This is a genomic window from Micromonospora phaseoli, from assembly GCF_900109115.1.
GTDB classification, from domain to species: domain Bacteria; phylum Actinomycetota; class Actinomycetes; order Mycobacteriales; family Micromonosporaceae; genus Micromonospora; species Micromonospora phaseoli.
Map to the genome: position 1 here is coordinate 371,764 of NZ_FNYV01000002.1, position 21,293 is coordinate 393,056.

Below are 21,293 nucleotides of genomic sequence, written 5' to 3' on the forward strand. Positions count from 1 at the left end.
ACCTGCTCCACCCGCTGTCGAGGCAGGCCAACCCGGCCGATGTCCGCACTCGTCGGGACCGGCCACGTGAGGTCACTCAGCGATTACTTCGGTGTACCGTCCGAAGTGGCGGCTCTGCGGTGGAGCCTGCCAAATCCTCGCGCTCGGGGGTATCGCCATGGCAGCCATCGCGGATGGCCGGTTCGGTGCTGAACTGCGCAGGCTCCGCATGTCGACGGGTCTGTCGCTGCGGCAACTCGCTCCGCTCGTCCTGTCCAGCCGAGGGCACCTGCACGACCTGGAGACGGGTCGACGCCGTCCGACCGTAGACCTGGTCGCCCGGCTCGACGACGCGCTCGTCACCGGCGGCGTCCTTTCCGGCATGCTGCACCCGTCTCCCACGCCGCGTGACCCTGAGCGCCTGGCCTACGTCGCCCAGCATCCCCGCCGTGTCGATCCGGCGACCCTGCACACCTTGGCCGAGTTGCTCGCCGCGCATCGTCGGCTGGAAGACACCCTCGGCTCCACTCCGTTGTTGCCGACAGTACGCACGCAACTCGACCTGATCGCCACGCTCGTCGCGGAGACGGCCTCGGCGCTGCGACCGCAGGTGGTTGACCTTGCCGCGCAGTGGGCCCAGTTCGGTGGATGGCTGTACGCCGCCAGCGACCGGAGTCGACTCGCCAGCCGCTGGTACGGCACGGCCCTGGAGTGGGGCACTGAGGCGGGCAGTCCGGACATGGTCGCCACGGTACTCAGCATGCGCGGGCATATCGCATGGTCGGAGCGGCGTCCAAGCCCGTTGATCGGGCTTTCGGCGGCGGCAGCACGACAGCCGGCCAGCCCTGGCATTCGGGCCATTGCCATCCAGCAACAGGCCCGTGGTCACGCGCTGACCGGCGAAGCGGACTTCGTCAGCGACCTGCTCGATCAGGCCGCGGAGCTGGTCGAGGCGGCCCGTCAGGCACCCGACCGCGAGCCACCGTGGATCTACTTCCACTCGGCTGCCTACCTGAGCATGCAGCGTGGCCTCGCCTATCGGCTCCTCGGCTGGAACGCGCAGGCGATCGAGCATCTGCGGCTGGGGCTGGCCGGGCTGCCGCCAGAGTCTGCCGGTGCCGCGTGGACCGGGCCCTACCTCCTGCGTCTGGCGGCGGCGCTCGTGGACACTGGAGACGCCAGCGAGGCGCTGAGCATCTACGAGGGGGTCCGAAGCATCGGGCAGGCAACCCGCACGGTCAGCCTGGTTGACCAAGCCGAGGACGCCGTCCGCGCGTTGTCCGCAGGCGGATAGCAGACACCTCCAGCCTCGACCGTAACCACCCGATCACTGAATGCTGATCGAGGGCACACAGTGCCTGCTCAGGGAGGTGACGATGACGGATACGGTGCCGATCGGGCGACGGGTGGCGTACTGGCGGGCGCGGCGGAGGATGTCGCAGCAGGTGTTCGCCGATCGGCTCGGCAAGTCGAAGAGCTGGGTGGACAAGGTCGAGCGCGGGGTGCGGGCCCTGGACAAGGTTTCCACGCTGCGGGACATCGCCGCCGCGCTGCGGATCGATCAGGCGTTGCTGCTCGGCCAGGACAGTCGACCCGCCGAGGTGACCACGCGGGTCGAGGGCGTGGAGTCGATCCGGGCGGCACTGTCCGCGTACGACATCGCTTTGGATCGGCCGGCGGCGCGCCGTGACGTGCCGGACGCGGCTCGGCTGGCGCGCGGCGTCGCGCATGCCTGGACCAGTTTCCAGCATGCGCGGTACCCGGCGCTGATCGACCTGCTGCCGGAGTTGCTGGCCGGGGCGCAGCGCGGTAACGCCCACGATCCGGCCGCGGGCCCGGTGTCGCTGGTGGAGGCGTACCGGGTGACCGCGTCTCTGCTGGTGAAGCTCGGCGAGACCGAGCTGGCCTGGCTGGCCGCCGACCGGGCGATGACCGTCGCCACCGGTGATCCGCTGCTGGTGGCCGCCGCCACCGTGCAGCTCGGCCAGGTGTTGCGGGCCGCCGGTCGGGCGCGGGAGGCGGGCACGGCGACGCTGGCCGCCGCGTACCGGATCGGGACGCCCGACCTCGACGTGGCGCGGCTGTCGCTCTGCGGGACGCTGCTCGTGCAGGCGGCGCTCGCGGCGGCCCGGCACGGCGACGACCGGGCCGCCGCCGTCCGCGTCGATGAGGCCGCCGACCTGGCCGCCGAGGTCGGCGACGGCAACGATCATCATCACACCGGCTTCGGTCCGACCGTGGTGGCGCTCGCCCGGGTCACGGTCGCGATCGATCTGGGTACGCCGGACGAGGCGATCGCCCGACACGAGGCGGCTGTCGGACGGGACGGCTGGCGGTGGCTGCCACCGGAGCATCGGGCCGCGCACCTGATCGACGCCGGGCGGGCCTACCTTCAGGTTGCCGACCCGGTCAACGCGGCCCGGGTGCTGCTGGAGGCCGACCGGACCGCACCCGCCGAGGTACGCCACCGGCCCGCCGCCCGGAACGTGCTCGCCGCCACGGTCCGCCATCCGGGCGCTCCCGCCACGATCGTCGCGCTGGCGGCCACCCTCGGGGTGAGCCGCCGATGACCGCACCGTTGCTCACCCTGGCGCAGATCCTCAACCGGCTCACCCTGACCGCTCGCTGGACCCTGCGCGATCACCAGCCCGGCCCCGACGGCCGCTGCCCGATCTGCCGCATCGCCGACTGTGCCGTGGCCACCGCCGCCCGCGACCTCCTCACCGCCCTCAGGCAGACCCGCTGGACCGGGGGTGCTGGCACGACCCGATCGGGTGGCCGATGAGGACGCGTCTGGTCAGCGGGATGGGGCGGGGAGTTCGGGTGGGTGCTCGAACAGGCGTTGCCGCTCGGCGGCCAGGACCTCCCGGACGAGTTCGGCCTCGGACAGGTCCACCGCTTCCGGGCTTGAGTCGGCCATGTCGCTGACCCGGGCGAAATCGTCGAAGATGCGCCGCTTCCCGGCCAGCAGTTCGGTGATCCGCTGGTCGACGCCCTCCTCGGAGAGCAGCCGGTGGACCTGCACCGACTGGACCTGCCCCATCCGGTGCGCACGGGCGATGGCCTGCGCCTCGGTGGTCGGCTTGAGCTGGGGTTCACAGATGACGACGACGGAGGCCGACTGGATGTTGAGCCCGACGCCACCGGCCACGATCTGGGCCACCAGGACGGCACCGTGGCGGGCGGCCGAGAACTCGTCCACCATCTGCTGACGGTGGTTGGCGGGCACCGATCCGGTCAGGGGCCCGAACAACGGACCGGGAAGGGCGCCGGCAACCCGGTCGAGTACGGCCCTGAAGTGGGAGAACACGATGACCCGGCGCTCGTTCTCCGCCGCTTCCCGGACGATCTCGACGAGTCGCTGCATCTTGGTGGACTGGGCTGCCTGCAGCATGGCCACCTGGCGCATCTGCATGAAGTTCCCACGCTTGACCGCCTCGCGGTAAGCCGTGGTGTCCGCCGCGGACATCGGCAGCCACTCCTCGACCTCGATGAGCTCGGGAAGTTCGGCGAGCACATCGTCCTGGTTACGGCGTAGGTACGCCGGTGCGATCTGCCGGCGGAAGCGCTTGGGCGACAGGTCGGTGGCGTCGACGGTGAGGTCGGGGCGTACGTAGGAGGCGAGGTTGCGGAGCTCGTCGACCCTGTTCTCCAGCGGCGTACCGGTGAGCAGGATGGCCCGTTCGGCGCGCGCGACCAGCTCCTTCGTCCTGGCCGTCCGCTGCGCCTGCGGATTCTTGATGTAGTGGGCCTCGTCGACCACGACGCACGCCAGGTCGGGAAACTCCCGCAGCACCGGCTCCCACCAGGCGAGGGTCTCGTAGGTGGTGACCGCCACGCCCCCGTGCCGCAGCCAGGTGCGGGCTGCGACATCGCGTTCCGGGCCGTGCACCCGGTGTGGACGCAGCGTCGACTTGCCGATGATCTCGCGGACCCAGTTGGTCACCACGGCGGCCGGGCACACCACCAGGAAATGGGTGCTTCCCCTGCTGTGCAGGTGCGCCAGCACCGCGATCGCCTCGACGGTCTTACCGAGGCCCATCTCATCACCGATGATGACCTTGCGCTGTACGAGGGCGAAGCGCGCGGCGAAGCTCTGATAACCGCGCAGGGAGGCGGTCAGGTGTTCACCGTCGAGTGCCTGGTCGCGTACCGCCTGAATGATCTCGTCTGGGAGGTCGCCGTGCACCGCGTTCTCGTCGTCGGTGGCGAATCCCAGCTCGGAGAGCATGGCGAGGTAGTCGGCGGGTCGGGTGAGGAAGTCGTCCCACGGATCGAGGCGCACGCTCCGCCGGCCGGCTGCGGACGACCCACCGAGCAGCTCGGCTCGCCGTTTGACGATCTGGATGCTCTCGCGCAGTCCGGTGGCGGCGAGCCCTCGGGTCGGTACCACGAGGAGATGGCTGGTCTTACGGTCGATGGTGCTGCCCAGCGGCGCGAGTTCGGCGGCGCGTTCGAGGTCGGCTGCCGCACCGTGCGTCCGCCGGTGCGCGTCCCACTCGGCAAGGCACCGCAGCAGGTGCGTGGTATCGGGGCTGCGGTGGTCGATGTCGATCCGGACCGGGCTGTCGTCGTACGTCGTCTGCCAGAGGGCGCGGGCTGCTCCGATCATGCGACGGGCTGAGGTCTCGCCGACCCCCGGAAGCGCTTGAAGGGACGCGCCGACGCGCAGCACGTCCTGCACCGTGTTGATTCCCGCCTCGGCCAGTGGCCCGAGTCGGAACCGGTCGCGGGTGACGGTCCGCAACGCATCCACCGGCATGTCCCGCAGGATCCGTTGCACCTCGGCGTGTCTGACCTTCTCACCCGCTTCACGTGCCGCCGAGCGGTACGAGGCTTCGCCGGCCACGACCTTGTCGATGGTGGCCAGGGCCGCCGGCAGGCCCCCGAAGACCGACCGGTCCACCAGCTCGGGCTCCGGGCCGGTCCGCTCGGCGAGGAGGGCGAAGCGAAGGGCCGGGTCGAGCAGGTCGTCGATGCTGGCCGGGGCCGGGTCGAGGGGCGCGGTGTGGACGCCGAGGTGCGCCAGACGCTCGGGGCCGCCGGCGCCGATGACCTCCGCGTGCCGGCGACGCAGGAGTTCACTCGCGGTGACCGCCGACTGCATCTTGGCCGGCCCGGTGAAGTAGCGACGTACGCCGAGCATGGGTGCGACATCGGCGACGGCGCGGGGTGCGTCGTCGGTGAGTAGGCGCAGCAGGGCACGATCGGCGGTCGTCGTCGCGGGAAGCAGGGCCCGCTCCCGTAGTCGCTGGACGACGTCGCGGTCGCTCTCCCGCAGCGCGAGCACGCGCCACGCGGCCCGGCCGGACCGGTCGACCACGACGCTGCGGGCACGCATGGTCCCTTCGGCGCTGCTGGCCGCGTGCTGCACAGCCCGGTGCCAGTTCTGTGCCGTCTCCGCAAGATGACCCCATCGCCTGAAGTCCGCCACGAGGCGACGGAGTTCTTCACGCTCGGTCTTGTTCAAGCCCACCCGAAGCCGGTACCCGACCGCCTGCCTCACCATGCGCCGTGGCCTGATCATGCAGTTCTGCCCACTCGGACACCCTCGGTCACCCCGGCGCGGCTCCGTTGTCGACGAGCCGGAAGTAGGTGGTCAAGCTCGCGTCGCCGAGCTCTTCGAGGATCAGACCCCGGGTCGGTGAGTTCTGCAGATAAGCCGAGTTGCTGCTGATCGCATACGTCGGCTCGCCGTCGCGCTGCCCGTCGCGGACAACCGAGAACTGCTGCCTCGGCTCGTCCGGCAGGCAGGGTGCCGCGGCGACCCGCAGCGGATCGCTGCCCGACGAGCGCACCTCCCAGCACGTGTCGGTCAGCCCCTGCTCCACGGCACGGATCAGATAGGTGTCGGGCCCCTGCGGCGCGAACACGAACAACTGGCGACCCTCGTCACCATCGACCTCGGCGAGCCGACCGTCGTCGAGCAGTGACACCCCAGCGGCCTGGTCGGACACCCGCACGACAGTGACCTGACGCTGGCCGGACAGCACCGGATCACTGCTCTGCGGGATGCCGGGCGAGCCGGACGTCACGCTCGGGCTGGCCGGCACGCTCGGGCCGGTGCTCGGCAGGGCGGTGGCCGGAGGCAGTGTCGGGCCGGCCGGACCGACGGGCATGCCGTCCGGCCCGCCGGCCAGGCGGACCAGGACGGCACCGGCACCGAGGACCACGACGAGCAGGGCGCCGAGCCCGACGGAGGTGGCCTGCCGGCGGCGCCGACGGTTGTCGCCGCGACGCCGGATGTCGGCGGCGGCCGGGACTCTGCCCTGCCCGCCGTGCCGGGCCAGCGCCCGCAGCGCCTCATCGAGATGCGGCTCAGGCCCCATGGCTGTTCCCCCCGCCCGTTCTCTGGTAATCGTCGTCATCGGTCAGGTGTGCGGCGAGCGCTCGGCGTCCCCGGGCCAGCCAGGTCTTGACGGTGTTCGCGTTGGCGTCGACCTCCACCGCGATCTCGGCCACGCTGAGACCGACCAGGTGATGCAGCACCACGACCCGACGCTGATCGGCGGGGATCCGGCGCAGCGCCGACACGACCGCCACGTGGTCGACCCCGCTGGCCTCGACCTGCTGGCCGGCGATCTCCCGGCGGTGGGCCCGCAGCCGGTTCACTGTCTTGCGCCACGCGCTCACCGCGAGGCGGTACGCCACCCGGCGGACCCACGCCTCCGGGCTGTCACACTCCCGCACCGTCGACCAGCGGTCCCAGGCTCGGGCGTACGCCTCCGCCACCGCGTCCTCGGCGTCGGCCCGGCTGCCGATCATGGCAGACAGGTGCCCCAGGACGCGCTGCGCCGACGCCGCGTAGAAGGCGTCGAACTCCTCAGCGTCGCGCATCGCTCACGTTCCCACTCGTACTGGTCGTTGCTGGTCAGCCCGGCGGCGGACGGACGCACCCGGACCGGGTGCGCCGCCGGAACCCTATCCTCGGGGCGCCGGGCCGGTGTCGTTGAACCGGAAGCTGCTCGCCGGCGGCGCGTCGCCCAACTCCTCCATGATCAGACCCGATCGCGCGGAATCCCGCAGGTACGCCCACCGGTTGCTGATCACGAACTCCCGGGGACCGCCACCGGCTGCGGCGGCGATGCCGAACCGCTGGGCGGGGTCGTCCGCGCGGCACGGCGCACCTCGTACGACCAGCGGATGCGAGTTGCCCGGGTTGTGCACCTGCCAGCAGACCGGCTGCCCGGTGCCGCCGCTGCGGTACGCCTTGACCAGGAACTCCGCTCCACCCAGCGGAGTCGGCACGAACACCTGCCGGCCACTGTCGTCGTCCACCTCGGCCAGCCGTCCCCGGTCGAGCAGCGACAGCCCTGACTCGAACGCGCCGACCCGGACGATCGTCACCCGCCGCGTACCGGTGAGCACCGGTGGCGGGCTCGGCGACGCCGCCGGTACACCCGTCGCCGGCTCGGCCGGTGCCGCTGGCACCGCCGGTATCTCGGCTGCCGGTGCCTCGGCTGCCGGGACCACCACGACCGGAGCCGGCCCGGCGGACCCGCCGCCGTCGGTACCCGTCGCGGGTGCCACCTGGCACGCCCCCAACGCCGCTGCGGTCAACCCCAGCAGGCCCACGCCGACGAGCCTTCTACCCACCAACATCGTTACCTCCCCAGCTGCTGTGGCCGCCGCGTGCACGCCGGCCGTCGTGCCGGTCGCTCGCGGCCGGTACAGCCTCGTGACGTCTGGGCGCGGGGAGTGGTTTCACCGGTCCGCCCAGGAATTTCCGGGCGGATGGGACGGGCTATCGCAGCGAGATCAGCCGCATACCGGTACGGATCAGGACCACCGCACCGCCGGCAGCCATGACCAGGCCGATGCCGGGCATCAACTGGCCCCAGCTGCCAGTGCTGGCGCTGAGACTGATCAGCCGGGCGACCTGCCAACCGACGATGACGGCGACAACGAGCCCGGGAATCAGGCTGTGCGCGATGGCGACCCTCCGGTACGGCAGGAGGGCACCTGCGATGGCGAGGAACGCCACGCTCAGCGTCCACAGGCCGGGTCCGGCCACGCCGGACAGCGACCCGAACGGCGTGATGACCCAGGGCAGCAGCGAGCCGACCAGCGCCAGCAGGCCGCCGACGATCATGCCGATGCTGCCGGCGTGCAGGATCCGGCGACGGGCCGGTACGGCGGTGGATGCGGTGTCTGCCATGTCCGGATGCTAGGCGCTCTCCGCCGCCGACCGGACGGGCAGATCGGTGAGCGGTCGGGCAGCGTCGGTGGGCGGCCGGACCGCCACCGCGAACGCCCACAAATCGGTCGACACCCGCCGCTGTCAGGGGCCGGGCGACCGTTCACTGCGCCCAACGGACCGTTCACCGACCCGATCCCGCGCCTGGCGGATCGCCTCTTGCCTGGCCAGGCCCCGTCACGTTCGCTTCGCAGAACGTGTGACCGAGCGCACAACCACGTCGAGCAGGACGGCGGCGTGGAGGTGCGAATCGGGCAGCGGCACCAGCACCGCGTCACCACCAGCCGGGCGCCGTGTCGTAGGCCCCTCGCCGGATCAACCGGTTCCGTACCGACTAGGAGGCTCCAGACATGACCGAGGTAACCCCCGATAAAGAAACCCGAGGCGGGGAACCGCCACCTGCATCACCACCACCGGCGTCCCCGCCGGACAACGGGTGGCGTAAGGAGTACTGGAGCCGGAACCTTCGGCTCATGGTGATCCTGCTGGCCATCTGGTTCATCGTCTCGTTCGGCTTCGGCATCCTCCTGGTCGAACCGCTGAACGAAATCGTCATCGCCGGCTTCCCGCTCGGCTTCTGGTTCGCCCAACAAGGATCGATCTACGTCTTCGTGATTCTCATTCTGGTGTACGCGAAGATGATGGACCGTCTGGACAGCCAGTTCGGTGTCGATGAGCAGGAGAACCAGGAGGCTGGCAAATGAGTCAGATCCAGACCTGGACGCTCATCTTCATCGTCGCGTCCTTCTCCGTCTACCTCTACATCGCCTGGCGCAGCCGGGTGAAGGAGACCGCCGGCTTCTACGTGGCCGGCCAGGGCATCCCCACCATCGCCAACGGGGCCGCCGTCGCCGCCGACTGGATGTCCGCGGCGTCGTTCATCTCGATGGCCGGCCTGATCGCGTTCCTGGGGTCGGACGGCACCATCTACCTGATGGGCTGGACCGGCGGCTACGTGCTGCTGGCCCTGCTGATCGCCCCGTACCTGCGCAAGTGGGGCAAGTTCACGGTCCCGGAGTTCGTCGGTGACCGGTACTCGGAGACCGTCCGCACCATCGCCGCCGTCGCCGCGATCATCATCTCCTTCACCTACGTGGTCGGCCAGATGCGCGGTGGCGGCATCGTCTTCAGCCGCTTCCTGAAGCTGGACGTCACCCAGGGCGTCATCCTCGCCGCGGTCATCATCGGCCTGTACGCGGTGCTCGGCGGCATGAAGGGCATCACCTGGACCCAGGTCGCCCAGTACACGGTGCTGATCACCGCCTACCTGATCCCCGCCATCGCGGTGGCCCAGCAGATGACCGGCATCCCGATCCCGCAGGTGTCGTTCGGGCAGATCCTCGCCGAACTCGACGCGATCAGCATCGAGATGGGGCTGAACCAGTACACCGAGGCGTTCGCGGCCCGCCCGCAGATCGACGTCTTCCTGGTGACCATGGCGCTGATGATCGGCACCGCGGGCCTGCCGCACGTGATCGTCCGGTTCTACACGACGAAGAGCGTCCGGGGCGCCCGCTACTCGGCGTTCTGGGCGCTGTTCTTCATCGCGCTGCTCTACACCACCGCCCCGGCGGTCGGCGCGTTCACCAAGCTGAACCTGCTGCAGGACGTGAACGGGATCTCCGCGAACGCGCTGCCCTCCTGGATCGACAACTGGGCGGCGACAGGTCTGGTCACCGTCAGCGACGGTGCGCAGACCATCAACTCGGTCAGCAACAGCCCCACCTCGGGTGCCGACCTGATCGTCAACAACGACATCCTGGTGCTGGCCAGCCCCGAGATCGCCGGCCTGCCGGCACCGATCGTGGGTCTGGTGGCGGCCGGTGGCATGGCCGCGGCGATGTCCACCGCGGCCGGGCTGCTGCTGGTGATCTCGTCGTCCTTCTCGCACGACCTGTACTTCCGACGGGTCAAGCGGGACTCCACCGACAAGCAGCGGCTGCTGGCCGGCCGGATCGCCATGGGTCTGGCGGTGCTGATCTCGATCTACGCCGGCATCAACCCGCCCGCGTTCGTGGCGCAGGTGGTCGCCTTCGCATTCGGCCTGGCAGCGGCGAGCTTCTTCCCGGCCATCGTGCTCGGCATCTTCTGGAAACGATGTAACGCCACCGGAGCCGCAGCCGGCATGGTGACCGGCATGGCGTTCACCGCCACCTACATGATCTACACCCTGCCCGTGTTCGGCACCGCCGCCAACCCGCACATCTTCGACATCAGCCCCGAGGGCATCGGCACCATCGGCGCGATCGTCAACTTCGTCGTCACCATCGTGGTGTCGAAGATGACGGCGCCGCCATCGGACGAGATCGTCGAGATGGTGGAGAACATCCGCTACCCGTCCGCCCGCCGGGAGGTGACCGCCGGCACCGCCGCCGACTGACCTTCAGCCCCTGCTCGGAAGCACCGGTCGCCGGTCCCAACACCGACGTTGGGACCGGCGACCGGCCGCCGTCCGCGTCGGAGGAGAACCGACGCCGTCGGCGACGGCTTCCGGCCGGGCGGACGGCCTAACGGATGAATGGCCTACCAGCCCAGCTCCGAGCAGCACCCGGCTCGACCCGTCCCGCACGACGACGCCGCAGACAGTCCGGACGGTGACGTCCTCCATGCGCTGATGCCGCCAGAGACCCCCTCACACCAGGAACGGAGCCCACTCACGGACCTGGACGACGGTGACGCCCTCGGTGGTGAAGTACGGATCAGCATCGAGGAAGCCGTCGACGTCCCGGCGGTCGGGCAGGTCCACGATGATCAGGGCACCGCTGTCGTCGGCGAGCGGACCGGCCATCCGTACCGTGCCCTCCTCGTGCCTGGCGGCGAGTCGGCCACGATGGTCGCCGCGTGCGGCGAGACGCTCGGGTGTACCGGTCAGTGACAGCTCGACGATCCACATGCCGCGACCGTATGCCGCCGTCGGAGCGCCGCGCTGTATCACTTGATACATGACTTTCCTCGGTGCGATACCCGCGCTGCGCGGGCTGCCGGAAGCGGTCCTGGTTCGGACGGCAGCCGAGGCACGACCGGCCCGGTACCCGGCCGGGACGCGGTTGCGCCCGGCCGGGCAACCCGCCGAAGGCGTCCTGCTGCTGCTGTCGGGCACGGTGGTGGCAGCCCAGCCGGTGTCCGGCGGCGGCGAGGTGTGGACCGGGCGGTGGACCGGGCCGGCCATCGTCGACAAGCCCGCGGTGCTGGCCGGCGGCGTACCCACCAGTGGACTGCTGGCGGTCACCGCGATCAGCGCGCGAATGCTCGCCGCAGCCCGGTTCCGGGTTCTGCTGGAGGAACACCGATCGGTACGCGAGCACGTGCTCCGACATCTGGCGCGCGACGTCGGGTACGCGCGGCAACGGCTCGTCGACGCGGCCACCCTGCCAGCCGTGGCCCGCGTCGCGGCGTGGCTGCACGCACAGGATCCGGGCGACGCGGTGGCCTGGCGTGGTTCGCAGGAGCAACTCGCCCGACATCTCGGGCTGAGTCGGGTCACCGTCAACCGTGCGCTGGCCCGCCTGACCGGCGACGGGGCCGTCCGGCGTACCCCCCGCGGCATCGTCGTCACCGACCGGGATCGGCTCGGCGCGTCCGCCGCCGACCTGAGGTAGCGAATCCGTCCGGTCCAGGTGCTCCGAGGTTCGCAGGTGCCCCGTCGGTCACCCTCCCTAGGGCATCCTAGGCAGATAGGTTGATAAGTCTCCGCTGGGTGCCAGCGCTCGCCTCGACGCCCGACAACCGCGGCGCGACCGGCTGTGAGCTGCGTTACCTCTGCGCGGACCGGGAATCAGCTCACCGGTTGCGGGTTGCAGCCAGATATGACCGTCGCACCACACGCCCCACGGCCGGCCCCGCCGGAGAACGCCCGGTGACCGCCGCCGACACCGTCGCCGCGCCGCCGGCCGCCCTGATGCCGGGAGACCTGATGACCCGCCGGCAGCGCCTGCGGCTCATCCTCGTCCTCGGCTCGCTGATCGCGGTGGGCCCACTGACCATCGACATGTACCTGCCAGCGCTGCCCGCGATCGTCGACGACCTCGCCACCAGCTCGGCGGCGGTCCAGCTGACGCTCACCGGCACCCTGATCGGCCTCGCCCTCGGCCAGTTGCTGATCGGCCCGCTGTCGGACGCCGTCGGCCGACGCAAGCCACTGATCGCGGGCACCGCGCTGCACATCGTGGCCTCCGTCTGCTGTGCCCTCGCCCCGAACATCGCGGTGCTCGGTGCGCTGCGGGTCGTCCAGGGCCTGGGTGCGGCGGCGGCCGCCGTGATCGCCATGGCCGTGGTACGCGACCTGTTCAGCGGCTCGTCCTTCGCCCAACTGCTCTCCCGGCTGCTGCTGGTGATGGGTGCCGCCCCGGTTCTCGCCCCGACGCTCGGCAGCGAGTTGCTGCGCTGGACGCAGTGGCGGGGCGTGTTCGCGGCCCTGGCCGTCTTCGGCGTTCTGCTGTTGCTGATCGCGATCCTTGGCCTGCCGGAGACGCTGCCGCCGCTGCGCCGCCAGCGCGGCGGGGTGGTGCCGACGGTCCGGCTCTACGGCTCCCTGCTGCGCGACCGCGCCTTCGTCGGTCTGGTGCTGGTCGCCGGGCTGGCGATGGCGGCGCTGTTCGCCTACGTCGGCGGCTCCTCGTTCGTCCTGCAGGGGCAGTACGGGCTCGACGAGCAGCAGTTCGGGCTGGCCTTCGGTGCCGGGGCGATCGGCCTGATCGCGGCGACCCAGGCCAACGTACGCCTGCTGCGCCGCTACTCCCCCCAGCGGATCCTGTTCACCGCCCTACTCGTGGGCTCCGCCGCCAGCCTGGTGCTGCTCGGCTTCGCCGCGACCGGCATCGGTGGCCTGCCGGCCCTGCTCGCGGCGCTGTGGGTGGTGCTCGCCACGGCCGGCCTGGCGCTGCCGAACGCCCCCGCGCTCGCCCTGACCCGACACGGCGAGGCGGCCGGCACGGCCTCCGCCCTGCTCGGCGCGGCACAGTTCGGCATCGGCGCGGTGGCCGCGCCGCTGGTCGGCGTGTTCGGCACCGGAGCGATGGCGATGGCCCTGGTGATCGCCGGCGGCATGGTCTCGGCGCTGGTCGTGCTGCTGCTCGTGGTGCGGCCCGGCCGACTCCCCGCCATGCAGCCGGAGACCGAGACCATGGCCGTCGCGGTCCACTGAACGGCGCAGGTCACCGGCGAATCTCGCCCGCCTCGACGAGCCGGGCGAGATTCGCCAACGCCATCCGGGTGCCGGTCTCGTTGTCGGCGGCCGCGATGCCGTCCGGGATGCCGTCGTGCACCACCAGTACCTCGGTCCCCGCGTCGACGTCGGTGAGCGTCGTGGTCATCGTCATGACGCCTCGCAGCGCCGGGTCCTCGGTCTCGAACTCCAGCACCTCGACCACCTGCTCGCCCGGCACGAGCCGGACGAAGTGCCCGTGGTAGGTGTCGGTGTGCGGCGCCGACTTACCCACCCCGTCCGGCGCGTCATAGCTGAGCGAGACGCGGAAGGCGCCACCCTCGCGGGCCTCGAACACGTGCACCTGACCGCTCATGCCGTCCGGCACCCGCCACCGCACCAGCGCGTCCGGATCCAGCAGCGCCCGGTAGACAGCCGCCCGCTCCGCCCTGACATGCGCCGAGATCCTGGTTGAGTACATGAGCCAGACCGTACCGCCGGTCAGTGGGCAGGAACCGGAGTACCCGCTGACGGCGACGGTGCCCCGGGAAGGCCGGCGATGTCGGTGGGTTGCTCTACCGTCCGTCGGCGTGAACGCAGTGCAGACGTACCGATATCTCGCCTCCTCCGCGCTCGGCCAGGGGTCGCTCGCCCTGCAGACCAGCGGCGGTCCGACGCCGAACCCTCGCTTCTTCTCCGGTTTCCTCACCACTGCGCAGGCGGCGGCGGTCGGCCTGCTGGCCGTTGCCGAGGTGGCCCGCACCAGATACCACCGGCCGGTCAGCCCGGCCAGCCTCGACCCGGTGGTCACCGGCAGCCGCGACCGGCTGCGGTTCGAGTCCTTCTCCGGCTGCTGCGGCGTGTACGCGCGGCTCGACGCGCTGCCCGCCGGCCTCGACGGCGACGTGGTCGAGCACGGCACCACCAACGTCGACGTCAACACCCCGTTGCGCGCGGCGCTGGCCCGGGTCGGTGGCCTGGACCCACTGCACCTGTCGGTCGGCCCCGACGACCTGACTGTCTCCACCATGGACGGTGAGGTGGTGGAGAAGAAGGTTCCGCTGCCGGTGCGCTGGCTGCGCGGCTTCGCCGAGGTGCAGGTACTGGCCGCCCGGTTCGAGCCCCGGGCGGAGCTGCCGGCGGCCGAGGCCACCGCCTTCCTGCGTCGGCTACCCAGGGGCAACGACCGCTCGGTGCTCTGGGTGGTGCCGGCCGGCCGGTCGCTGCGACTGACCTCGCGGCCCGTCGCCGGGGCGGTCTGCCTGGCCGGGGCGGGCCGGCTGGCCGCGCTGCACCCGATGCTGCGCTTCGCGAAGACCCTGCGGGTGTACGGGCCGACGGTGGCGGCCGGCTCCGCTGCGGTGCCCAGCGTCTGGGAGCTGGACACCGGTGCGCTGCGCCTCTCGCTGACCCTCTCCCCCGAGCCCTACCGGGGCTTCTCCGGCGAGGGCGCTGCGCTGACCGCGTTGGCCGGTGACGATGTCGTCGACGACGCCGACCTGATCTCCGCGCTGCTGTCCTGGGATCCGACCATCGACACCGACCGGCTGGCCGCCCAGGCGGGCATCGACGTCGTACGGGTGCGGGGCGCGCTGGCGCAGCTCGGCACCGCCGGCCGGGTCGGCTACGACGTCGCCGAGGCGGCCTACTTCCACCGGGTCATGCCCTACGACGCGGGCCGCGCCGAACGGGACAACCCTCGGCTGGTCGGCGCGCGGGCGCTGCTCGACGCCGGGGCGGTGCAGCTCGACGGCACGTCCGCCACGGTACGCAGCGACGATCAGGTGTACCGGGTCCGCCGGCTCCCCGACGGCGGGTTCACCTGCACCTGCCCGTGGTGGGCCAAGCACCGGGGGCAACGCGGGCCGTGCCGGCACGCGCTGGCCACCCGGATGCTGCTCACCGAGCGGGTCGAGGAGCGGGTGTGAGCCGGCCGGCGGAGATCAGCAGGAGCACCCTGCGGCGCCGGCAGGAGCTGGCTGCCGGTGGCACGAGCGACCTGTTCGGCGCGGTGGACAACGGTGCCGCCGAGCAGGTGGCGGCGGCCCTGGAGGGGCTGCCGGAGCAGCGCCGCCGGGAGATCGGCGTCGAGTTGACCGCCTGGTTCAAGCAGCGCGGCCGGGACACCTGGTGGTCGCAGGGCACCGGCACCGCCCTGGCGGTCGCCGTGGTCGGCTGCCTGCCGACCGCCGCCCAGGCCGCGGCGATCCTCGGCCGTTCCTCGGTCAACCCGCACGGTCGCCGCGCGGCCGAGCTGGTCCGTGCCGTGGCGCAGGACCGGGGCGTCGACTGGCTCGTCGACCTGGCGCTGCGGATGGCAGCCCGGTTCGGTCAGGACTCCTGGGTCGGCCGGTGGCACTTCGTCGCCACGCTGCTACACGCCGAGGGGGCCGCGCCGCCGACCGACGACCGGTCCGTGCAGCTGTGGCTGACCGCGGTGGATTCTCCGGACCGGTTCCACCGGGGCCAGCCCGCGCCGGTGGTGGACCGGCTACGCGACGATCCTTTCCTGGCCGCCATGCTGCCCCGGCTGTTCGAGGTGGACGGCATCGGCACCCAGATGATGTTCATCGCCGCCCACCAGAACTGGAACGACCCGGGACCGCCCGCCGTGCCGGCCGCCCTGGCCCGGCTCGCCACCGAAGGGGTGGTCGACCGGGCGATGCTGCTCGACGGTGCGATCGGCCGGCTGCTGCGCGGCGACCGGCCCGCCGCGTTACGCGCCTTCACCACTCTGCTCGACCAGCTCGCACCGACCACCGCCGAGGTCACCGCCCGCACCACCGACTACCTGCGGCTGCTCACCGACGCCCCCGCGCCGGTGGCCACGATGGCGCAGAAGGCGCTGCGGAAGCTACCCGAAGTGGAGCTGGAGTCGCTGCTGGAGATGTCCCGGCAGGTGCTGCTGCGTCCCGACAAGGCCCTGGTCAAGGCACAGCTCAGCTGGCTCGACCGGCTCGCCCGGCAACACCGGGACCGGGCCGGGCAGATCGCCGAGGTGATCGCGGTGGCCGCCGGGCACCCCGCCATCGAGCTGCGGGAGCGGGCGGTGGCGCTGGCCGCCCGGCACGGCGTCGACCCGGCAACCGGCGACGGTGCTCCGGCACGCACCCGGCCACGCGGCGACGACCTGCCCCCACCTCCTGCGCTCGCGCCGGCTGCCGAACCCGTCACGGAGCTGGACGAATTGGTCGAGGAGGTCGCCGCGCTGCTGGGCACGCCATATCAGGGGGCACCGCTGGAACGCGTACTCGACGGGCTGGTGCGGCTCACCGCGACCGACGGTGCCCGGGTACGCGCCGCCCTCGACCCGGTGATCGAACGACGGCACTGGTCCTGGGCCGGCGAGCACCGCTGGGATCCGCTCTGCCTCTGCGAGACGGTCGTCGAGGTCCTCAAGAGCGCCGGCGTCCGCCGCCCCGACCGGCGGCGGGACCGGTGGGAAAAGCTGCTCGCGTCGATCCGCCGCAGCGGCCCGGCGGCACCGGAGCTGCTCGCCACCGATCCCCGGGTGCCGCCGGTGCACCGGCTGCTACGCGCCCGACTCGCCGAGATCGGTGCGCGCCTCGACACGCCGGGCCACCCGGGTCTGGTGGCCGCCCCCACCGCGACCAACGGCCTGCTCGACCCGCTGGCGCTGCTGGAGCGGCTCGCCGCGCTCGGCGACCGGGAGCCCGGTTACTGGGACCTCACCCAGGCACTGCTGCGGCTGCCGGCCGGCACCGACCAGACGATCCACGACAAGGCGGCTGCCCTCGGCACGCCCGCCGGCCAGCGGTTCGCCGCCTGGCTACGCGACGGTGGCCTACCACAGCCGGTCATGCGGGCCCGCACTCTCACCCGGGATCCCCGCCGGAGCGACCGCCACTGGGAGTACGCGTACCTGCCGGCCGAGCGGGTCACGGTCGAGCTGCACCCACCCGACGGGCACGTCGACCGGTACGGTCTGCTCACCGCCCCCGCGACCCACCTCGTCGGCGACCACTACGGCTGGGTACACCTCTGGCCGTCGCTGCTACCCGGGCACCGGGGCGTGGTCACCGCGTACGCGCTGCCGCTGGTCGCCGCTGCCGCGGACATGGACCAACGCGACGGCACGACGGTCCTGCCGCTGCTCGCGGAGGCCGGCGGTCCCGGCGGGGTGGCCCTGGATCTGGCCGTGGCCTACGGTCTCGGCGCCCGACACGCCCCCGACCGGGTGGCGACGGTGGACGCGCTGCTCGCCCTCGCCGCCGCCGGTGACCTCGACGCGACCGGCACCGGAGCACAACTCGGCACGCTGGCCGCCCGGCAGCTGGTGAAGCTGACCCGGGTCGTCGAACCGCTGCGCGACGCGGCGCAGGCGGGCGCGCCGCTGACCGTGTGGCGGCTGCTGGCCGCCACGCTGCCGGCGGTACTCACCGCGCCGACGCCGACGCGTGGCATCGGCGACCTGCTGACCCTCGCCGCGGAGACCGCCACCGCCACCGGCGTCCGGATCGAGGTGCCCGGTCTGGCCGATGTCGCCGGTCGGGGCGGGTCCAGTCGCCTGGTCACCGAGGCCCGCCGCCTGCACCGGGCACTGCAAGAGGCGTGAACCAGCCTCGTCTACGCGGACTGCGCACCCAGCCGGTCCCGATGATCGGTCAGTACGGCCGGGAAATTCGAACCGAAGCCTCGAACGACTGGAGGGGCTGCCCGCCGACGACGCGGCGGGCAGCCCCTGACAGCAGACGAGCGGGTCAGGCGATCGAGGCGGGGAACCTCTCCCAGACCCGGTGGTTGGCCATCAACTGCCCCACGGCGGCGAAGACCTCACTGCCGTCCTCGCCGGTGACCACGCCGGGCGAGCCGGCGACGCCGGCCTGCTCCAGCACGGTGACGCCGCTCCCCCACGCGCCGATGGCCTTGGCGTGCCGCCAGCACTCCTCGACCATCAGCAGCACCCGGGGGTCGACCGTGCCGGAGCCGGCGGCGCCGGCCTTGGCGTCGCGGGCCGGCAACGCGTCGGGTGCCGGCGCGGGTGCCGCGGCGAGCAGGACCGCGTCGAGCTCGACCGAACGACCGGTGGCGAAGCTCCGCTGCGCGGGCAGGTCACCGATCATCCCGCCGTGTGGGGCGATGAGCAGCGGCACCATGTCGGCGGCGAGCACGGCCCGGCGTACCGCGCGGACGCCGTCCAGGTCGCTGTCGGGGGCGACGACGATGCCGACCATCCGCCCGTCGGCCGGCCACTGCCGGCCGACCTGGGACAGCGCGGGGCTGGGGGTGACGTCGGCCAGCGGCACGGTCGGCTCCGGCGCGGGCAGACCCAGGCCGGTGGCGACCTGCGCACAGAGCACCGGGTCGATGTTGGCCAGGCACTGGAGCTGACGCTCCTTGATCGCCTGGTGGTAGCACTTGCCCAGCTCGAAGGTGTACGACCTGATGATGTGCTCCTGCTCGACCGGGGACATGCTCAGCCAGAACAGGCGGGCCTGGCTGAAGTGGTCGTCGAACGAGGCGGGGTTCGCGCGCACCTTCGGAGCCTCGGCGACCTGCACGGGCACGTCGACGAAGGCGTTCTCGTCGTCGCCGGCCGGGAACGGGTTGCCGCCGTCGAGCGAGTTCGGCCGGTAGGGTGCCACTCCCGCGTGGACGGCCTGCTGGTGGAAGCCGTCGCGCAGCATGTCGTTGACCGGAGCGTGCGGGCGGTTGATCGGGATCTGCGAGAAGTTGGGGCCGCCGAGGCGGGTCAGCTGGGTGTCGACGTACGAGAAGAGCCGGCCCTGCAACAGCGGGTCGTTGGTGACGTCGATGCCCGGCGGCAGGTGGCCCAGGTGGAAGGCGACCTGCTCGGTCTCGGCGAAGAAGTTCGTCGGCGTCCGGTTGAGCGTCAGCGTGCCGACCGGCTGCACCTCGGCCAGCTCCTCCGGCACCATCTTCGTCGGGTCGAGCAGGTCGATGCCGGCGAAGGTCTCCTCGGGGGTGTCGGGGAAGACCTGGATGCCGAGTTCCCACTCGGGGAACGCGCCGGCCTCGATGGCGTCGTACAGGTCCCGCCGGTGGAAGTCCGGGTCCATGCCGCTGAGCATCTGGGCCTCCTCCCAGACCAGGGAGTGCACGCCCAGCTTGGGCTTCCAGTGGAACTTGGCCAGCACCGTCTCACCGGCGGCGTTGATCAGCCGGAAGGTGTGGACCCCGAAGCCCTCCATCGTCCGGTACGAGCGGGGAATGCCCCGGTCGGACATGTTCCACATGGTGTGGTGCTGAGCCTCGGTGTGCAGCGACACGAAGTCCCAGAAGGTGTCGTGGGCGCTCTGCGCCTGGGGGATCTCGCGGTCGGGATGCGGCTTGCCGGCGTGGATGATGTCGGGGAACTTGATGGCGTCCTGGATGAAGAAGACCGGCATGTTGTTGCCGACGAGATCGAAGGTGCCCTCGTCGGTGTAGAACTTCGTCGCGAAGCCGCGGGTGTCGCGGACGGTGTCGGCCGAGCCACGCGAGCCGAGGACGGTGGAGAACCGGACGAAGACCTCGGTGCTGCGGCCCTTGGCGAGAAAGCCCGCCCGGGTGACCGCCTCGGCGGTGCCGTAGGCGGTGAACACGCCGTGCGCGCCGGCGCCACGGGCGTGCACGACCCGCTCGGGGATGCGCTCGTGGTCGAAGTGGGTGATCTTCTCCCGCAGGTGGTGGTCCTGCAGCAGCACGGGGCCGCGCCGGCCCGCCTTGAGCGAGTGGTCCGTGTCGCGTAGCCGCGCCCCCTGCGAGGTGGTGAGGAAGGCGCCCTGCTGACCGTTCGCGGTGGCCGGTGCGCCCGTCGTCGCGCCGGTCGGCGTGCGGGTCTGCGGGGCGCCCTGCTCGGGCTTCGGCGGCAGCGGTTCGTGCGGCGTGGTCGGCTCCGCCAACGTCGGCGCAGCGCTGCCCGGAGCACCGGGCAGGTCCGGGGCGAGTACGTCGGTCACCTTCTCCGCTGCGGACTCCACGACGTCCTTGACCGCCTTGGCGGGGTTGCGGGCATCCATCTTGACGAGTACCTCCCTGGGACACGATGGCCAGATCTCAGGGCGATACCCCGGGCAGAACGAGCAAAACGGAGCGAATGGCGCGGATCTGGGTATCCTCGGTCACGCCAGCGGCAGCTGCTCGAAGTACGCCTTCATTGACGGGTAGTAGTCGTCGAAGGACGGCATCGGTGTGTCCTCGCGGGCCGCCACCAGACGGTCAAGGTAGTACTCCCAGCCAGGCCCGACCTCACCGACGCCGGCGGTCTCCGTCAGGTGCTGAACGAAGCGCAGCTCGGTCCGATCACCCTGCGTGGTCAGCAACAACTCCAGTCGCCAGTGGCCGAACTCGTCACGCATGGACACGGCCAGCCGCCGGGGCGGCTCGCACGCGTCGATCCGCAGCTCTGACCAGGGAGCCCCCTCCTCGTACGCCATCTGCACCCGGATGCTGCGCCCCGGCGCGGCCTCGCCTTCCCAGGGGCCGTACCAGCGTGCCGTGCGGTCCGGCTCGGTCAGGCTGGCCCAGACGTCCTCGACCGGGGCCCGGAAGGTGCGGGTGACGACCAGGTCGGGCCCGCTGTCGGTGCCGAAAAGCCGACCGGATGGGGTGGGTGTCATGCTGTCCGCTCCTCGAAGGAATTCGGCGAGCCACCGGTGCGGCGCTCGCGGCGGGTACGGTGAACCTCGGTCTCCAGCGCGTCGAGCCGGCGCTCCCAGCGCTCGGCCTGGTCGAACTGGGCCAGCCAGCGGGTCAGGTCACCGAAGCGGGTCGGGTCCAGTTCGTAGCGACGCTCGCGGCCGACCACGGTGTCCCGCACCAGACCACTTTCCCGCAGTACGCGCAGGTGGCGACTGATCGCCGGCCGGCTGAGCTCGAACTGCTCGGCGATCCGGCCGGCGGTGAGCCGACGCTCCCGCAGCAGTTCGAGGATGCGTCGGCGAACCGGATCCGCGATGGCCCCGGCTATCTCGTCCACGAACAGAAGCGTAACTGATCGGTTACGTGTTT

19 protein-coding genes are annotated in these 21,293 nt (G+C 71.7%); 9 read left to right on the forward strand and 10 right to left on the reverse strand.

Features of this window, described 5'->3' with window-relative positions; all coding sequences use genetic code 11:
* Positions 1-91: 91 nt before the first annotated feature.
* The 3 genes from BMY89_RS06495 to BMY89_RS06505 all read left to right on the forward strand — a co-directional run bounded on the left by BMY89_RS06495 (position 92) and on the right by BMY89_RS06505 (position 2,764).
* Positions 92-1,273, forward strand: a complete 1,182-nt coding sequence (locus BMY89_RS06495; protein WP_139217914.1) for a helix-turn-helix domain-containing protein — start codon at positions 92-94, stop codon at positions 1,271-1,273.
* A gap of 82 nt (positions 1,274-1,355) precedes the next feature.
* On the forward strand, positions 1,356-2,549 hold the full coding sequence (locus BMY89_RS06500; protein WP_170147667.1) for a helix-turn-helix domain-containing protein: 1,194 nt from the start codon (positions 1,356-1,358) through the stop codon (positions 2,547-2,549).
* Positions 2,546-2,764: a hypothetical protein gene (locus BMY89_RS06505; protein WP_092376493.1), complete on the forward strand. Its 219-nt coding sequence runs from the start codon at positions 2,546-2,548 to the stop codon at positions 2,762-2,764. Before BMY89_RS06500 ends, BMY89_RS06505 begins: the two co-directional genes overlap by 4 nt.
* 12 nt (positions 2,765-2,776) lie before the next feature.
* Here BMY89_RS06505 and BMY89_RS06510 read toward each other — a convergent pair whose 3' ends face one another.
* From BMY89_RS06510 to BMY89_RS06530, 5 genes are all read right to left on the reverse strand, one after another.
* Positions 2,777-5,320, reverse strand: a complete 2,544-nt coding sequence (locus BMY89_RS06510) for a DEAD/DEAH box helicase (protein WP_232521089.1) — start codon at positions 5,318-5,320, stop codon at positions 2,777-2,779.
* Between the two features lie 214 nt (positions 5,321-5,534).
* On the reverse strand, positions 5,535-6,308 hold the full coding sequence (locus BMY89_RS06515) for a hypothetical protein (RefSeq protein WP_092376496.1): 774 nt from the start codon (positions 6,306-6,308) through the stop codon (positions 5,535-5,537).
* The gene (locus BMY89_RS06520; protein WP_092376499.1) at positions 6,298-6,816 is read right to left on the reverse strand and encodes a sigma-70 family RNA polymerase sigma factor; all 519 of its coding nucleotides are present in this window, start codon (positions 6,814-6,816) and stop codon (positions 6,298-6,300) included. Before BMY89_RS06520 ends, BMY89_RS06515 begins: the two co-directional genes overlap by 11 nt.
* A gap of 84 nt (positions 6,817-6,900) precedes the next feature.
* On the reverse strand, positions 6,901-7,581 hold the full coding sequence (locus tag BMY89_RS06525; RefSeq protein ID WP_092376502.1) for a hypothetical protein: 681 nt from the start codon (positions 7,579-7,581) through the stop codon (positions 6,901-6,903).
* 142 nt (positions 7,582-7,723) lie between these two features.
* Positions 7,724-8,137 carry a hypothetical protein gene (locus BMY89_RS06530; protein ID WP_092376505.1) on the reverse strand — a complete coding sequence of 138 codons (414 nt, stop codon included), beginning with the start codon at positions 8,135-8,137 and terminating at the stop codon, positions 7,724-7,726.
* A 389-nt stretch (positions 8,138-8,526) separates the two neighbouring features.
* Here BMY89_RS06530 and BMY89_RS06535 point away from each other — a divergent pair, with 389 nt between their 5' ends.
* Together BMY89_RS06535 and BMY89_RS06540 are read left to right on the forward strand one after the other, a co-directional pair.
* The gene (locus BMY89_RS06535; RefSeq protein ID WP_092376507.1) at positions 8,527-8,880 is read left to right on the forward strand and encodes a DUF4212 domain-containing protein; all 354 of its coding nucleotides are present in this window, start codon (positions 8,527-8,529) and stop codon (positions 8,878-8,880) included.
* Positions 8,877-10,556 (forward strand): sodium:solute symporter family protein, encoded by a 1,680-nt coding sequence (locus BMY89_RS06540; protein ID WP_092376510.1) that lies wholly within the window; start codon positions 8,877-8,879, stop codon positions 10,554-10,556. The genes BMY89_RS06535 and BMY89_RS06540 overlap by 4 nt, the downstream gene beginning before the upstream one ends.
* Before the next feature lie 252 nt (positions 10,557-10,808).
* Here BMY89_RS06540 and BMY89_RS06545 read toward each other — a convergent pair whose 3' ends face one another.
* Complete coding sequence (locus BMY89_RS06545) at positions 10,809-11,069, reverse strand: YciI family protein (protein WP_092376513.1); 261 nt, start codon at positions 11,067-11,069, stop codon at positions 10,809-10,811.
* A 49-nt stretch (positions 11,070-11,118) separates the two neighbouring features.
* On the opposite strand from BMY89_RS06545, the gene BMY89_RS06550 reads away from it, so the two are divergent.
* Complete coding sequence (locus BMY89_RS06550; protein WP_092376516.1) at positions 11,119-11,775, forward strand: Crp/Fnr family transcriptional regulator; 657 nt, start codon at positions 11,119-11,121, stop codon at positions 11,773-11,775.
* A 314-nt stretch (positions 11,776-12,089) separates the two neighbouring features.
* Entirely contained in the window at positions 12,090-13,319 is a 1,230-nt protein-coding gene (locus BMY89_RS06555) for a multidrug effflux MFS transporter (RefSeq protein ID WP_092377468.1), read from the forward strand.
* A gap of 10 nt (positions 13,320-13,329) precedes the next feature.
* Here BMY89_RS06555 and BMY89_RS06560 read toward each other — a convergent pair whose 3' ends face one another.
* The gene (locus BMY89_RS06560) at positions 13,330-13,800 is read right to left on the reverse strand and encodes an SRPBCC family protein (protein WP_092376519.1); all 471 of its coding nucleotides are present in this window, start codon (positions 13,798-13,800) and stop codon (positions 13,330-13,332) included.
* Between the two features lie 109 nt (positions 13,801-13,909).
* Here BMY89_RS06560 and BMY89_RS06565 point away from each other — a divergent pair, with 109 nt between their 5' ends.
* Together BMY89_RS06565 and BMY89_RS06570 are read left to right on the forward strand one after the other, a co-directional pair.
* Positions 13,910-15,247 (forward strand): SWIM zinc finger family protein, encoded by a 1,338-nt coding sequence (locus BMY89_RS06565; protein WP_092376522.1) that lies wholly within the window; start codon positions 13,910-13,912, stop codon positions 15,245-15,247.
* Positions 15,244-17,895, forward strand: a complete 2,652-nt coding sequence (locus BMY89_RS06570; RefSeq protein ID WP_232521091.1) for a DUF6493 family protein — start codon at positions 15,244-15,246, stop codon at positions 17,893-17,895. Before BMY89_RS06565 ends, BMY89_RS06570 begins: the two co-directional genes overlap by 4 nt.
* A 145-nt stretch (positions 17,896-18,040) precedes the next feature.
* Here the strand turns inward: BMY89_RS06570 and BMY89_RS06575 are convergent, their stop codons facing one another.
* The 3 genes from BMY89_RS06575 to BMY89_RS06585 form a co-directional block, all read right to left on the reverse strand.
* Positions 18,041-20,302: a catalase gene (locus BMY89_RS06575; protein WP_092376525.1), complete on the reverse strand. Its 2,262-nt coding sequence runs from the start codon at positions 20,300-20,302 to the stop codon at positions 18,041-18,043.
* Between the two features lie 102 nt (positions 20,303-20,404).
* Positions 20,405-20,902: an SRPBCC family protein gene (locus BMY89_RS06580; protein WP_092376528.1), complete on the reverse strand. Its 498-nt coding sequence runs from the start codon at positions 20,900-20,902 to the stop codon at positions 20,405-20,407.
* Complete coding sequence (locus BMY89_RS06585; protein WP_092377472.1) at positions 20,899-21,261, reverse strand: metalloregulator ArsR/SmtB family transcription factor; 363 nt, start codon at positions 21,259-21,261, stop codon at positions 20,899-20,901. Before BMY89_RS06585 ends, BMY89_RS06580 begins: the two co-directional genes overlap by 4 nt.
* Between the last annotated feature and the right edge of the window lie 32 nt (positions 21,262-21,293).